General features: G+C 61.6%; 10 protein-coding genes and 1 pseudogene. 9 read left to right on the top strand and 2 right to left on the bottom strand.

Annotation, left to right across the window (positions count from 1 at the left end; genetic code table 11):
• Window positions 1-66: 66 nt before the first annotated feature.
• Window positions 67-3741, bottom strand: coding sequence for a peptidoglycan-binding protein (locus PH558_RS09600; protein ID WP_285203873.1), 3675 nt, complete (start codon window positions 3739-3741; stop codon window positions 67-69).
• A gap of 111 nt (window positions 3742-3852) precedes the next feature.
• Between PH558_RS09600 and PH558_RS09595 the strand changes: the two genes are divergently transcribed.
• From PH558_RS09595 to PH558_RS09580, 4 genes are all read left to right on the top strand, one after another.
• A complete protein-coding gene (locus PH558_RS09595; RefSeq protein WP_285203872.1) occupies window positions 3853-4080 on the top strand; it encodes a hypothetical protein in 228 nt (75 codons plus the stop codon).
• Window positions 4081-4222: 142 nt separating this feature from the next.
• Window positions 4223-6019 (top strand): acyl-CoA dehydrogenase C-terminal domain-containing protein, encoded by a 1797-nt coding sequence (locus PH558_RS09590; protein WP_285203871.1) that lies wholly within the window; start codon window positions 4223-4225, stop codon window positions 6017-6019.
• Window positions 6020-6212: 193 nt separating this feature from the next.
• On the top strand, window positions 6213-7421 hold the full coding sequence (locus PH558_RS09585) for an acetyl-CoA C-acetyltransferase (protein ID WP_285203870.1): 1209 nt from the start codon (window positions 6213-6215) through the stop codon (window positions 7419-7421).
• Window positions 7422-7433: 12 nt separating this feature from the next.
• Window positions 7434-9644 carry a 3-hydroxyacyl-CoA dehydrogenase NAD-binding domain-containing protein gene (locus PH558_RS09580; protein WP_285203868.1) on the top strand — a complete coding sequence of 737 codons (2211 nt, stop codon included), beginning with the start codon at window positions 7434-7436 and terminating at the stop codon, window positions 9642-9644.
• Between the two features lie 105 nt (window positions 9645-9749).
• Here PH558_RS09580 and PH558_RS09575 read toward each other — a convergent pair.
• A pseudogene (locus PH558_RS09575) lies at window positions 9750-10961 on the bottom strand (MFS transporter).
• Between the two features lie 136 nt (window positions 10962-11097).
• Between PH558_RS09575 and PH558_RS09570 the strand changes: the two are divergent.
• From PH558_RS09570 to galE, 5 genes are all read left to right on the top strand, one after another.
• Window positions 11098-11664 carry a TetR/AcrR family transcriptional regulator gene (locus PH558_RS09570; protein ID WP_113406714.1) on the top strand — a complete coding sequence of 189 codons (567 nt, stop codon included), beginning with the start codon at window positions 11098-11100 and terminating at the stop codon, window positions 11662-11664.
• 13 nt (window positions 11665-11677) lie between these two features.
• Window positions 11678-11884 carry a hypothetical protein gene (locus PH558_RS09565; protein WP_162751368.1) on the top strand — a complete coding sequence of 69 codons (207 nt, stop codon included), beginning with the start codon at window positions 11678-11680 and terminating at the stop codon, window positions 11882-11884.
• A 30-nt stretch (window positions 11885-11914) separates the two neighbouring features.
• Window positions 11915-12340: a large conductance mechanosensitive channel protein MscL gene (mscL, locus tag PH558_RS09560; protein WP_069611273.1), complete on the top strand. Its 426-nt coding sequence runs from the start codon at window positions 11915-11917 to the stop codon at window positions 12338-12340.
• 144 nt (window positions 12341-12484) lie between these two features.
• Window positions 12485-13651 carry a pyridoxal phosphate-dependent aminotransferase gene (locus tag PH558_RS09555; protein WP_285203865.1) on the top strand — a complete coding sequence of 389 codons (1167 nt, stop codon included), beginning with the start codon at window positions 12485-12487 and terminating at the stop codon, window positions 13649-13651.
• Between the two features lie 264 nt (window positions 13652-13915).
• Window positions 13916-14953 (top strand): UDP-glucose 4-epimerase GalE, encoded by a 1038-nt coding sequence (gene galE, locus PH558_RS09550; RefSeq protein ID WP_095433915.1) that lies wholly within the window; start codon window positions 13916-13918, stop codon window positions 14951-14953.
• The last annotated feature ends 10 nt before the right edge of the window (window positions 14954-14963 follow it).

Below are 14963 nucleotides of genomic sequence, written 5' to 3'. Positions count from 1 at the left end.
CTAAACAAAATGCCGGCGTGCTGACGCCGGCATTTTGATTGATCGCTTTCGCACGAAAGCCCGGAGCTACTTGTTGCGGGCGAGAAGCTCCTTGACTACTTGATCGGTAACCCGTCCATCCGCCGGCAAGCCGACGGATTTCTGGAAGTTCTTCAGGGCGGCCACCGTCTTGTCGCCCATGGTGCCGTCGGGCGCACCGGCATCGAAGCCATTCTTGTTGAGGATGGCCTGAATGTTGCGGATCGCCTTCTTCATGTCGATCGAGGCCGTGTTCACGCCCTTGCCGGTGGTCCATTCGTCGGGGATGTCGGTGCCGTTGGCCTTCGGATCGGCCGACTGCACTTTCCAAAGGTCGACCTTGGCACGGGCGCTTTCGAGATCGGCCGGCTTCATGGCATTGGCGACTTCGTCGCGCTTCTGGGCGGCGTCCTTGTCGCCGCTCTTGGCGGCGATCGCGAACCACTTGTAGGATTCCTGCAGGTCCTGTTTCACGCCGTTGCCGCGTGCATAAAGGATTGCGAGGTTGAACTGGCTGTCGGAGACTCCGAGATCGGCGGCGCGGATAAACCAGTTCGCCGCGCTATCATAATCCTGCGGTCCTACTGTGCCCGAGGCGTAGAGAACCGCGAGATTGTGCATGGCGCTGGCATTGCCCTGATTGGCGGCTTGTTCGTAAAGCTGCTTGGCCTTGACGAGGTCGCGATCGACGCTGTTGCCCTTCTCATACATGCTGGCGAGGCGATACTGGGCCGGGGCATAACCCTTGTCGGCCGAAAGCTGATACCAGGCTGCAGCCTGCTTCATATCGGCAGCAACGCCGCGACCATCCGTATAGCGTGCGCCGATTTCGAAGAGCGCCACCGGATCGGCCGATTTAGCGGCAGCGACGAGCGATGGCGGCTGGATGCCGTCGGGCACTGCAATCTCCGGCGCGGCAGCGGGAGCGGCGGCATTGGTATTGTCCGTCTGAACGAAGGCGGCGGCCTGTTGCGCGGGTGCACTGCCGGCGGGGGTAAGGGCTTCGCTTGCCGTTTGGTTGCCGTCGAGCGGCGTCGCGGCCGTCAGGTGATCATTTGCTGGCGCGGCGGCGGGATCGGTGGCCGCGGGTGCAGGCTGAACTTCCGCCGTCTCAGTCGTGGAAACCGAGGGTACGGCGGCCTGGTTTGCAGCAGTCTGCTGATTGCTGGCGGCCGGGTTCGCATTGGCGGCGACGGTATTGGTCGCGGCGCTGTCCGCAGGTGCGACCATCGTCGATACCTGGGCCGGTGCCGGCGCCTTCTGGCCGCGCGTCAGCGTGTTTGCCAGCGGATAGGCCATGATGGCGAGCATGACTGCGCCCAGTGCAAGCAGAATCGGCCGGCGGAAGCGCGAGAACGCACCGCCCTTCTTGGCGTCTTTCTTGGAAGCAGGAGCCGAGCGTTGCGTCTGGTCGACTTCCATGGCCGCGGCCTGCGCGGCGCGGCGGGCGGCCGCGATATAATCGGCCCTTTCGTTCTCGCTCGGCTGGCGGGCGGTTCCGCTGCGCGACGTGTTCTGGCTGGCGCGCACACGCTCAAGGATCTTCTTGATGTCAGGGGCGCCGGAGCCCGGCTCCAGCAGTTCGTTGGCCTCTTCGCCGGGCATCACGTCGGCGGGATCGATCGACGGCGCCTGCTCGATGACCGGACGGTCCGGCGGAAAGATCGGTTCGGCCTTTTCCGGCATGAAGAAGCGCTTGCCGAGGCTGGCAAACAGGCTGGTCTTGCCGCTCTTCTTGGCTGCCGCCTTGATTTCAGCCTTCGTATTGGCGTCGATCGCCTGTGCGACCGCGACTTCGGCGGAAACCGAGGCTTCGGCAGGCGCCATCGTGCGGATGATCGGGCCTGCCTTCTGCTGCGCGGCCATCGGCGGCTTCAGCGCCGGAGCATCCTCTTCGGCAAAGACGTCGCTTTCGAATGTCGCGGCCGGCATGGCGGGCGCCGGCTTGCGCTGTTCCATATGATCGAGACGGTCGGCGATCTGCAGCAGCGTATCGTGCAGGGCCTCGAAGGTGCGGTGCGTGCGCTCGTCGCTGGCGCGGCTGAGGTCCTCAAGATGACGAAGGTCTTCGGCAAGTGCCGTCAATGCCGCCATATCGGCTGCCTGCGCACCATGACCCATTCCGCCTTCGCGCGAATAAGCTTCGACGACGGTTTCCGCCGCATGGCGGGCCGCTTCGATGATATATTCGTCGTTGGTCGCCATATAGTCCTCAATCGCGCTCATGCGGCGATCGAAATCCGGAGGCAGATGATCGGCAACGGCCCGCGGTTCAGCGGTCAGCAATGTCGAGAGATGGGCGATCTGCTCTTCAAGATTGCGCAGCGCCTGCGTATCCGTCGGCGGTGCGGCGGTGCTCGCTTCCAGCCGGGCTGCGATATCGGAGAGGCGGCCCTCGAGGCGACGCGCCATGCTGTCGTCGAGGCTTGCTGCCGGCGCGGACGGATGGAAATCGATCTCGTCGATGCGGCGAGCGAGATAATCCAGCCGGTCGGCCAGCGCATTGCCGACAGACCCATGTTCCAGCGCATCGATCTTGTGGGAGATGTCGGCGAGATAGGTGACGAGCTCCGGTTGCGGTGCGGCCTTCTGCGAACGTTCCATCAGATGCGAAAGCTGTTCCAGCCGCTCCTCGAGGCGGGCGACGGCCTTGGCGCTGCCGAGTTCATCGATGCGCATGGCAAGCGCTTCGAGACGGCCGGAAAGGTCGTCGGCAGGCTGACGCCGGCCCGCATCGCGGCTCATCAGATCGATCTGATCGGCAAGGCCGCTGAGGCGTCCTTCCAGCCGCTGCATGGCCTGGTCCTGCGGCTGCATCAACGAGCCGAGGCTCTCCATCGCGGTTGCGATCGTCAAAAGCTTGTTTTCCAGCGCATGCACGGCGGGACTGTCGTTCATGCCGCCGAGATGCTGCTTGATGTCATCGAGGCGATAGGCCAGCGAGATGAGCTCGTCCTGCAGGCCCGACGTGTCGATCGCCTTCACCTGGCGCTCGACATGGTGGAGCGACTCTTCGCGGGCGAGACCGTCCATCAGCGAGCGCAGCTCGTCGAATTCGGCTTTCAGGCCGGCAGTTTCGGGCTGACCGGCGAGCTGGTTGATGCTGTCGGCGAGCCTGGCCATGTCCTGGCGGACATCGGCGACGAAATGCTTGTCTTCGGCGTTCTCACGGATATCGCGGATTTCGGCGCGCAGGGCGGTAACTTCGCGGGTCACGCTCTCGGAGATGTCGCGTTTCAGATCCTGGCGAAGGTTGACGAGCGCCTGTGCGATGTCGACTGGAGCTTCGGCGGCAGCGGCCCGCATCGGCTGGCGCTGCGGATAGCTGTCGAGCGGACGCCGGGCCGGCTGCGGTTCTGCGTGCGCGATTTCCTCACGCCGCGGTTGCAGTCGTTCGCGGTTTGCTTCCAGCGTGCGCTGACGCTGACGGATTTCGGCGAGCGGATCGGAGCGAAGATCGCTTTCGTGACGTTCGCTGCGCAGCGGGCGCTCGTAAGCGCGGCTGGCATATTGTTCGCGTTCGGGGCGGGGCGGCATCCGCTCCGGTGCGGCTCGTTCGGGAACAGGCGCATAGCCGGCAGCGACGCGCTGGCGCGTATCGCGCGCGGCGGCGGTTCCCATCAGCCCTTCGATGCGTGCCTCCAGCCCCTCGATCGTGCGGCTCAGAGCATCCAGCGACGTCCAGTCGCCCGTACCGGTAGGATTTGATCGCGATCCGCTCATATCTTTGCTCGCCTTGAACTATGGACCACCCCGGGCCGTCATGCTGACGGAAGAAGACATTGCTATATCGCCACGCTGTCTGCATCCGTCGTTCGGAAAGGGATAAATGTATTGGCTTTCCTCAAACAGAGCGGCAACGACAGCGCGCTTTCCAAGCATAAGTTGAAGAAACGCGAAGCACTGCTGCTCAACTCGTACAATTTACGAAACGTGGTAAACAACTCGTTAAGTTTGCGGGAAGTCTTAACCTTTTATTTTGGTTCTGCTGTCCCGCGGCCTGATATTCTTGCACGCAAGCAGTTCCCGGTTGCTGAGGTGGAGGGGGCGTATCGGCAATAGGCGGGATGGTCTCCCTCACGGGCTTCACCAAAATTTCAACGTGAGGCGCGAATTTGACGTTTACGCAAACGTCAATATTTTGTAAGGGTATGACAGTGGCCGGAATCTCAAGGTCCGGCGGCGAATTGGAGGAATTCGAGAAATGCCAGTCTACAAGGCCCCGGTGAACGATACGCTCTTCGTCCTGAACGATGTGCTCGGGCTGGAGCGCTACAACAATCTTCCAGGTTATGCCGATGCCACCCCTGACATGATCGAGGCGATCGTCGGCGAAGCGGCCAAGCTGTCGGAAGAGGTGCTTTTCCCGCTCAACTATTCCGGCGATCAGGAAGGCTGCGTACGCCATAACGATGGCACGGTCTCGACGCCGAAGGGCTTCAAGGAAGCCTATCGCGCCTATCGCGAAGGGGGATGGCTGGGTCTCGCCGTGCCGGAGGAATTCGGCGGGCAGGGGCTTCCATACGTGCTGCACTGCGCCGTCGGCGAATATACCTCGGCCGCCAACATGTCGCTGATGATGTATCCGGGCCTGACGCAGGGCGCGATCGCCGCGATCCTCGTCCATGGCTCTGATGCGCAGAAGCAGACTTACTTGCCGAAATTAGTCGAGGGCAGCTGGTCCGGCACCATGAACCTCACCGAACCGCATTGCGGCACCGATCTCGGCCTCTTGCGCACCAAGGCGGTGCCCCAGCCGGATGGCAGCTACAAGATCTCAGGCCAGAAGATCTTTATCTCGGCAGGCGAGCACGACATGACGGATAATATCGTCCATCTCGTCCTTGCCCGCATCGAAGGCGCGCCTGAGGGAACCAAGGGCATCTCGTTGTTCATCGTGCCAAAATTCCTCGTCAAGGAGGACGGTTCGCTCGGCGCACGCAACCCGGTTTCCTGCGGCGCGATCGAACACAAGATGGGCATTCACGGCAACGCCACCTGCGTCATGAACTATGACGAGGCCACGGGCTTCCTGATTGGTGCCGAAAATCGCGGCCTCAACGCCATGTTCGTCATGATGAACGAGGCGCGCCTCGGCGTCGGCCTGCAGGGTCTCTCGATTGCCGAAATCGCCTATCAGAATGCCGCCAACTATGCCCGCGAGCGCATCCAGGGCCGTTCGCTCTCCGGCCCGAAGGCACCGGACAAGAAGGCTGACCCCATCATCGTCCATCCGGATATCCGCCGCTCTCTGATGACGATCCGTGCCTTCAACGAAGCCGGTCGCGCCTTCCTGCTCTGGACGGCGCTGAAGTCCGATATCGCCCATCGCTCCCCGGATGAGAAGGACCGTCAGGCAGCCGACGATATCCTTGGTCTCGCAACGCCGATCCTGAAGGGCGTCCTGACCGACAAGGGCTTCGAGCATGCCGTTATGGCGCAGCAGGTCTTCGGCGGCCATGGCTACATCGAAGAGCATGGCATGAGCCAGTATGTTCGCGATGCCCGCATCACCATGATTTACGAGGGTGCGAACGGCATCCAGGCGCTCGATCTCGTCGGCCGCAAGCTGGCGCTGAACGGCGGCCGCGCCGTTATGTCACTCTTTAAGGAAATCGGCGATTTTTGCGAGGAAAACCGCAACGACGAACAGATGGCCTTCTTCACCAAGCATCTGAAGAAGGGCTTGAACGACGTGCAGACCGCGACCATGTGGTTCATGCAGAACGCCATGGCGAAGCCCGACAATGCCGGCGCCGGCTCGACCGACTACATGCACCTCTTCGGCCTTGTCGTCCTCGGCTATATGTGGGCGAAGATGGCCAAGGCGGCGCAGGCAGGTCTTGCGGCTGGCGACAGCGCGCGCGAGGATTATCTGAAGAACAAGCTTGTCACGGCGCGGTTCTATATGGAGCGCATCATGCCGGAAACGGCGCTGCGCAAGGCCCGCATCGAAACCGGCGCCGATACGATGATGGAACTGGCGGCGGAAGCCTTTTGAGTTTTTCCTTCTCCCCGAGGGGAGAAGGACGCGCGAAGCGCAGGATGAAGGGGCGTTGCACCGTGAGGCTGCCCTTGATCCCCCTCATCCGTCCTTTCGGGCACCTTCTCCCCGAGGGGAGAAGGGGGAATTCGCGACGTTGATCGCTATATACTGAATTGAAGGGCGGCTTGCCGCTGCAGGGAGATGAGACATGACCGAGGTTTTTATTTACGACCACGTGCGCACGCCGCGCGGGCGCGGCAAGAAGGATGGGGCGCTGCATGAAGTGCCGTCCGTGCGCCTCGCCGCCAAGACGCTCGAGGCGATCCGCGATCGCAACGGTCTCGATACCGCAACGGTTGACGACATCATTATGGGCTGCGTCGATCCGGTCATGGAAGCCGGCGCCGTCATCCCGAGGGGCGCCGCCTTCGAGGCCGGCTATTCCACGAAGGCGCCCGGCATGCAGATCTCCCGTTTCTGCGCCTCCGGTCTCGATGCCGTGAATTTCGGCGCGGCCAAGATCGCGCAAGGGGCTGATGACATCGTCATCGCCGGCGGCGTTGAAAGCATGTCGCGAGTCGGCTTGGGCATGTCAGGCGGCGCGTGGTTCATGGACCCCTCGGTCAATTTCCCGGCCTATTTCATGCCGCAGGGCGTATCGGCCGATCTCATCGCCACCAAATACGGCTTCTCGCGCGATGACGTCGACGCTTATGCCGTCGAGAGCCAGAAGCGCGCCGCCAATGCCTGGGAAAAGGGCTATTTCAAGAATTCGGTCATTCCGGTGAAGGATATCAACGGCCTGACCATTCTCGACCGCGACGAGCATATGCGTCCCGGCACCGATATGCAGGCGCTCGCTTCGCTCAATCCGTCCTTCCAGCTCCCGGGCGAAATGGGCGGCTTCGAGGCCGTCGGCATTCAGGCACATCCGGAAGTCGAGCGCATCAATTACGTCCATCACGCCGGCAATTCCTCCGGCATCGTCGATGGCGCCGCTGCCGTGCTGCTCGGCTCCAAGGCGGGCGGTGAAAGCATGGGGCTGAAGCCGCGTGGCCGCATCAAGGCCTTCGCCAATATCGGCTCCGATCCGGCGCTGATGCTGACCGGCCCGGTCGATGTCACCGAAAAGCTCCTGAAGCGCAGCGGCCTGACGCTCGCCGACATCGACCTCGTCGAACTGAACGAAGCTTTTGCCGCCGTCGTGCTGCGCTACATGCAGGCTTTCGACATTCCGCATGACAAGATCAACGTCAATGGCGGCGCGATTGCCATGGGCCACCCGCTCGGCGCGACCGGCGCGATGATCCTCGGCACCGTGCTCGACGAGCTCGAACGCCGCGACCTCAACACCGCGCTGGTCACGCTTTGCATCGGTGCCGGTATGGGCACGGCCACGATCATCGAACGCGTCTGAGGGGGGAAAACAATGGCTTACACGAATTTCACCGTCGAAACCGACGCAGACGGCATCGCGCTCGTCACCTGGGACATGCCCGGCAAGTCCATGAACGTCTTCACCGCCGAGATCCTGGAAGAGCTGAACGCCATCATCGATGCCACCGTCGCCGATGCGGCCGTCAAGGGTGTGGTCTTCACCTCTGGCAAGTCTTCCTTTTCCGGCGGCGCCGATCTTTCGATGATCAAGTCGATGTTTTCCTTCTATCAGGAGGAGAAGGCGAAGGACCCGGCCGCGGCCGCGAAGAAGCTCTTCGATCTCGTCGGGCGCATGACCGGCCTCTTCCGCAAGCTCGAAACCTGCGGCAAGCCCTGGGTCTCGGCGATCAACGGCACGTGCATGGGCGGCGCTTTCGAGCTGTCGCTCGCCTGCCACGGTCGCGTCGCCTCCAACGCCAAGAGCGTCAAGATCGCGCTGCCCGAGGTCAAGGTCGGCATTTTCCCCGGCGCCGGCGGCACGCAGCGCATCGCGCGCCTGACGGATGCGCAATCCGCCCTGCAGATGATGACGACGGGCCAGTCGCTGACGGCGGCGCGCGCCAAGGCAATGAACCTCGTGCATCAGGTGGTCGAGCCGGATCAGCTGATCCCGGCCGCCAAGCAGATGATCAAGGACGGTTTGAAGCCTATCGCCCCGTGGGATGAAAAGGGCTTCAAGGCGCCGGGCGGCGGCATCTGGACGCCTGCCGCAGCCCAACTCTGGCCGGCGGCACCGGCCATCCTGCGCCGCGAAACATCGGGCAATTATCCGGCGGCCCTCGCCATTCTCAAATGCGTCTATGAAGGCCTGCAGGTTCCCTTCGATACCGGCCTGAAGATCGAGCAGCGCTATTTCACGCATGTGCTGCAGACCACCGAAGCCTATTCGATGATCCGCTCGCTGTTCATCTCCATGCAGGAACTCGGCAAGGGCGCCCGCCGCCCGGCCGGCCAGCCGAAGACCGAACTCAAGAAGGTCGGCGTCGTCGGTGCCGGCTTCATGGGTGCGTCCATCGCCTATGTCACCGCAGCAGCCGGCATTCCGGTCACGCTCATCGACCGCGATATCGAAGCCGCAACCAAGGGCAAGGGCGTCGGCGAGGGGCTGGTCAAGGATTCGATCGGTAAGGGAAGGCTGACGCAGGACGAAGGTGCTGCTCTCCTCTCGCGTATCACGCCGTCGGCCGATTATTCGGATCTCAAGGATGTGGATCTCGTCATCGAAGCCGTGTTCGAGGATCGCGAAGTCAAGAAGGCCGTCATCGAGGCTGTCGAAGCCGTGCTGCCGGCCGGCGCCGTCTTTGCATCCAACACCTCGACGCTGCCGATCACGGGCCTTGCGAAGAATTCCAAGCGGCCAGCCGATTTCATCGGCGTCCACTTCTTCTCGCCGGTCGAGAAGATGATGCTGACTGAAGTCATTCTCGGCAAGGAAACCGGCGATCATGCGCTGGCCGTCGCGCTGGACTACGTCGCCGCCATCAAGAAGACGCCGATCGTCGTTAACGACACGCGCGGCTTCTTCGTCAATCGCTGCGTCTTCCGCTATATCCACGAAGCCTATGACATGCTGATTGAAGGCGTGCCTGCTGCCATGATCGAAAACGCCGCCAAGATGGCCGGCATGCCGGTCGGGCCGCTGGCGCTCAACGACGAGGTCGCCATCGACCTCTCCTACAAGATCCTGAAGGCGACGGTCGCCGATCTCGGCGAGAAGGCGGTCGACCCGCGTCACATGCAGCTGATCAGCGGTCTGGTCGAAGGCGAAGGTCGTTTGGGCCGGAAGAACTCCAAGGGTTTCTACGATTACCCGCCGAAGCCGGCAAAGAAGTCGCTGTGGCCGGGCCTGAAGGATCTCTATCCGCAGAAGAAGGCCGATGAGATCGATGTCAACGTGCTGAAGCAGCGCTTCCTCGTCACGATTGCGCTGGAAGCTGCACGCACCATCGAAGAAGGCATCGTCACCGATCCACGCGAGGCCGATGTCGGCTCCATCCTCGGCTTCGGCTTCGCGCCTTATACCGGCGGTGCGCTGTCCTACATCGACGGCATGGGCGTGAAGACCTTCGTGGACCTCTGCGAAAAGCTGGCCGCTACCTACGGCCCGCATTTCCAGCCGACAGTGCTGCTGAAGGACATGGCCGCGAAGGGCGAAACCTTCTACGGCCGCTTCGATCCTTATGGTGCTAAGAAGGCGGCCTGAGCTGGCGAGCTACTGCTGACGGCAAATCATGGGCCGCTTCTGTCAAGAGCGGCCTTTTTTCTTGATTGGTTCAGCGTCAGATTAAGGAGGTGCGTAAGATTACGTTTACGCATGGCTTAATGGCTTCTCCTGCGCTGCCCTCAGTGCAATGACACCCCAGCCGATGAGTAGAAGGATCGCCGCCGCGTAGATGTCGGCGGCCTCGGCAAAGCCGAGCGCTTTTGACAGGAAGCCGGCGAGGATGGCGGGGATGCTGAAGGCGAGGTAGCTCTGGATGTAGAAGGCAGAGAGTAGCCCGGCGCGCTCGTCGGGCTTTGCCAGCGGCATGATGCTCCTGACCGTGCCGAGGAAAGCTGCCCCGAAGCCCGAACCGGCAATCACAGTTCCCAGAGCGAGGATCGACACTTCAGCCACATGCATGCCGGCGATGATGGTCAGTATGCCGAGGCTCATGGCTGGTATGCCGAACTTAATGATTACGACGGCGGATTTCTTGCGTAGCAGGAAGACGGCTGCCGCGCCGCTGATCGTCAACGCTGCGACCACGGAGCCGCCGATCAGCGGCGCCGTGCTGCCGGTGGTCGCAGTGACCAGCGAGGGTACCAGCGACAGATAGAAGCCGGCGAGCGCCCAGACGGCGATATTGATCGGCGTCAGCGCCAGCAGCGTCCGCCGTGCCTGCTGGGGAACGGCGACTTACGGCTTCAGCGAGGCGAGCACGCCGGCCCGTCGGCTTGTTGTCTCCGGAATCAGCCATAGCAGCGCGGCTTGCAGCGTCAGCAGGGCAAGCATGATGATATAGACGAGCGCGGTCGGGGCCGGCGCGAACTGGATCAGCAGACTTGTGCCGATCGCGCCGATCGCCATGCCCACAAGCGGGGCCAGGCTGTTGGTGATCGATCCCCTGATCGGATCGAGATCCACAAGGGCGGCACCGACGGAACTGACGGCAGTGCCCGTCGCGAAGCCCTGCACGATGCGGGCGGCAATCAGCCAATCCGAACCGCTGGCCATTAAAAACAGGGCTATCGCCACCATATTGAGGAGGATCGACGCGAAGATCACCGGCCGACGGCCGAGATGGTCGGAAATCGAGCCGACGATGAGCAGCGCGGCGAGAAGGGAGAAGGCGTAGACGGCGAAGATCACCGTAAGCAGCACCGGTGAGAAGGCAAAGGCCTGCTGATAAAGGCGGTAGAGAGGCGTCGGTACGGATGAGGCGGCCAAAAAGAGAGCGCTGGTTGCGGCATAATAGAACGGCGCCAGTCGCCTGGCTGGTGAAATCGGAGCGCTGGCGGTGGAATCGAGCGGGGTCATCGACTATATCCTACCTAAAGCTAAAAGATTGCGTTAGGCGCATATAGGGTGCCCATCGTATAAAAGCAAATAATTTGCGTTAGTGGATACCTTTCGTCACTCACGATCCGCAAAAAGGGAAAATTGGCAAGGGCTTATGGGCTATCGAGAAAATCCCCGCCCCGGCGGGCGCAGTGCCAGAGTACAAGCGGCCGTGCATCAATCCGTCCGCGACATGCTGGCGACGATGGATCGCGCCGAAGTGACGATCCCCCTGATCGCGCAACGCGCCAATGTCACGCCGTCGACGATCTACCGCCGCTGGGGCGATCTTCAGGCGCTTTTGGCCGACGTTGCCGCATCGCGCCTGCGGCCGGAAGGCGAGCCCGCCAGGATCGGCAGTGCCCGCGAGGATCTGGAGGCCTGGGTCGAGCAATATGCCGATGAAATGGCCTCGGGAGTCGGACGGCAAATGCTGCGCGATGTTCTCGCGGTGCCCGACAGCGCAAACGCCGAGAAATGCGGCACCTATACGCGCTATCAACTGAGCGTCTTCGTCGCGCGGGCAGAGGCATGTGGCGAGCCCTTTCCGACTTTGGTGGAACTGATGGATCACGTCATCTCGCCGATCATCTATCGCATTCTCTTCGACCAGGCGCCCGATCCTGACTACGTTCGCAAGCTCGTCGCGAAGGTGATGCGGGAGAGTGCGGTCGGCGCCTGAAGCGCGGCCGACTATGCCGAACGACTCACCCGAGATCCCTGATGTACATCCAGCGGCCTCGGCTTGGTTGCTCGCAACTGACGAACAAGCTGCCGAATATACGCACCCTAAAGTTGCTGATGTGACGAAATTATCATGGGATATGCATGCCTGGACAAGGCTTACGGTCAATTTGCTGTTGAAAAATAAGGAAAAAGATGGTGCTAATTATCAACAGTGAATTCAACGGCAACGCGAAGGGGACTGCTCAATGCTAAATGAATTCAAGGCATTTATCGCCCGCGGCAATGTCATGGATCTCGCGGTCGGCGTGATCATCGGCGGCGCTTTCGGCGGCATCGTGAAATCGCTGGTTGACGATATTATCATGCCGATCGTCGGCGCGATTTTCGGCGGCTTCGATTTTTCGAACTACTTCATCGGCCTTTCCTCGGCGGTCAACGCGCCGACGCTGGCAGCTGCACGTGCCCAGGGGGCGGTTTTCGCCTACGGCAACTTCATCACCGTCCTCATCAACTTCCTGATCCTCGCCTGGATCATCTTCCTCATGGTCAAGGGCGTGAACACGCTACGTGCCCAGCTTGAGCGCAAGGAAGAGAAGGTTGCCGAGGCCGCACCGCCGCCGGCCGATGTTCAGTTGCTCACCGAAATCCGTGATCTTCTCGCCAAGCGCTGATAGCTTGCTTCAACCTCTGTCAAAGCCCCGGTCCCCCTCAAGGACCGGGGCTTTATTCATCACCAAAATCGATCGATCACTAAGGCAAAGTCATGGGATTTGTCCGCCGCTCTGCTTTATGAAGGCAGAAACCGGAGACTTTGCATGTCGATACTAGATAGCCTCAGCCCACGCGCGCTCGCAGCACCCGAAAGCGGGATCGTCGAAGTTGTCAACTATGCCCGCGGCCGCGAGGGCCTGTTGCCGCTCTGGGTTGGTGAAGGCGATCTGCCGACGCCGGATTTCATCAACCGCGCCGCCATGGCTTCGCTCAATGCCGGCGAAACCTTTTACACCTGGCAGCGCGGTATTCCGGAGCTGCGTCAGGCGCTCGCCGATTATTATGGCCGGCATTTCGGTACCTCGCTGCCGATGGAGAATTTCTATGTCGTCGGCTCCGGCATGCAGGCGATCCAGCTGTCCGTGCAGGCGATCACCGCTCCCGGCGACGAGATGGTCTATCTCTCTCCCGCCTGGCCGAACATTGCTGCCGCGCTCGAGATCGCAGGCGCCCGTTCCGTCGCCGTACCCTTACAGTTTGAACACGGCAAATGGTCGCTCGATCTCGACCGGCTGGAAGCGGCGATTACGCCGAAGACCAAGGGCCTGTTCATCAATACTCCGTCCAACCCGACAGGCTGGACGGCGACCCACCAGGATCTTCGCGATATCCTCGCCTTGGCGCGCAAGCACGATCTCTGGATCATGGCTGATGAAATCTACGCGCTCTATTACTATACGGGCGGCCGCGCGCCGAGCTTCCTGGATGTCAAGGAAACCGACGACAAGATTCTCTTCGTCAATTCTTTCTCGAAGAACTGGTCGATGACCGGCTGGCGTGTCGGCTGGATCGTTGCACCCGCTGAGCTCGGGCAGGTGATCGAAAACCTCGTGCAATATTCGACTTCCGGCGTCGCGCAGTTCATGCAGAGAGGCGCGGTTGCAGCGCTGAACGAGGGCGATGATTTCGTTCGCTCCAATATCGAAAAGGCCACTCGCTCGCGCGACATCCTCTGCGACGCGCTAATCGCCACCAATCGCGTGCAGACGCTGAAGCCGGATGGCGCGCTCTATTCCTTCCTCAGGATCGACGGCGTCACCGACAGCCGCAAGGCCGCCATCGACATCGTCGACAAGACCGGCGTCGGCCTGGCACCCGGAACGGCCTTCGGTTTGGGCGGCGAGCTGTTCATGCGCGCCTGCTTCCTGCGCGATCCGGTGCAGGTCGCGGATGCCGCGGAAAGGTTGAGCCGGTATATTTTGAGTTTGTGAGGGCCGGCATGTGCGCTGTGGTTGGTAGCGTTTGACCTGGCTGGGCCTGATACCCCTCTGTCGCGACAGCGACAGAGGGGGTGAACACTCTCCACGCCCACCAAGATTGCCGTCGCGCGCCCCAATCCATAAAATCCAATCAAACCGCGAAAGCCCACCCTAACCATCCCCGCAATCTTTCCCGCCGCACCACCCGCTTTTAATCAATTTCGCAGGGGAAGCGGCCTCATATATCGCCGATAAGACTTGGCGGGGACGCGAAGAATGACTGTCTTGGTGACGGGCGGAGCCGGATATATCGGCAGCCACATGGTCTGGAGATTGCTTGACGCGGGCGAGGACGTTGTCGTCCTCGATTGCCTTTCCACAGGCTTTCGCTGGGCGGTGCCACCCGCGGCCCGCTTCTATCTCGGCGATGTCGCTGACGAGGCGCTGCTCAAGACGATTTTCGCCGAGAACGATATAGAAGCCATCATCCATTTCGCTGGCTCTGCCGTCGTGCCGATGTCGATCGAGGACCCTCTTGCCTATTACGAAAACAACACCGGCAAGACCCGCGCCCTGATGAGCGCCGCCGTCAGGACCGGCATCCGCCATTTCGTCTTCTCGTCCACCGCTGCCGTCTATGGTCAGCAGCCCGCGGACAGACCGGTTAGCGAAGATGTGCCGTTGCGGCCTGAATCCCCCTATGGCCAATCCAAGCTGATGTCCGAGCTGATGCTGCGCGATGCCGCCGCGGCCTATGATTTCCGCTATGTGGCGCTGCGTTACTTCAATGTCGCCGGCGCCGATCCAGAGGGAAGGGTTGGGCAATCGACCGACGGTGCCAGTCATCTCATCAAGGTCGCCTGCGAGGCGGCTCTTGGCCGCCGCCGCCAGGTAGATATCTACGGCACGGATTATCCGACGCATGACGGTACCGGCGTTCGTGATTACATCCACGTCAGCGACCTCGTCGAGGCGCATCTCGTGGCTTTGCACCATCTGCGCGATGGCGGCCGCTCGCTGGTTGCCAATTGCGGCTATGGCCAGGGCTATTCGGTTCTGGACGTGCTCAACATGGTCATGCGCGTCCATGGCCGCGCCTTCCGCATCCACATGGCTCCGCGGCGCGCCGGCGATATGGCCAGTATCGTCGCCGATGCGACGCTTGCTCGTCGCGAATTGGGATGGACGCCGAAATACAATAGTCTGGAAATGATCGTGCGCTCCTCGCTGGACTGGGAGCTTCGCCTTGCAGAACGTGCGGGCTTCGATGCCGCCGGCGTCAACAGGGTCTACGCCGCTCCAAGTATGCTATAACGCGACTGGC

Source organism: Rhizobium pantanalense, assembly GCF_030182525.1.
In the GTDB taxonomy this organism is placed as follows: domain Bacteria; phylum Pseudomonadota; class Alphaproteobacteria; order Rhizobiales; family Rhizobiaceae; genus Rhizobium.
Note: the sequence above shows the minus strand (reverse complement) of the source record. Positions and strands in the feature narration are given on the sequence as shown.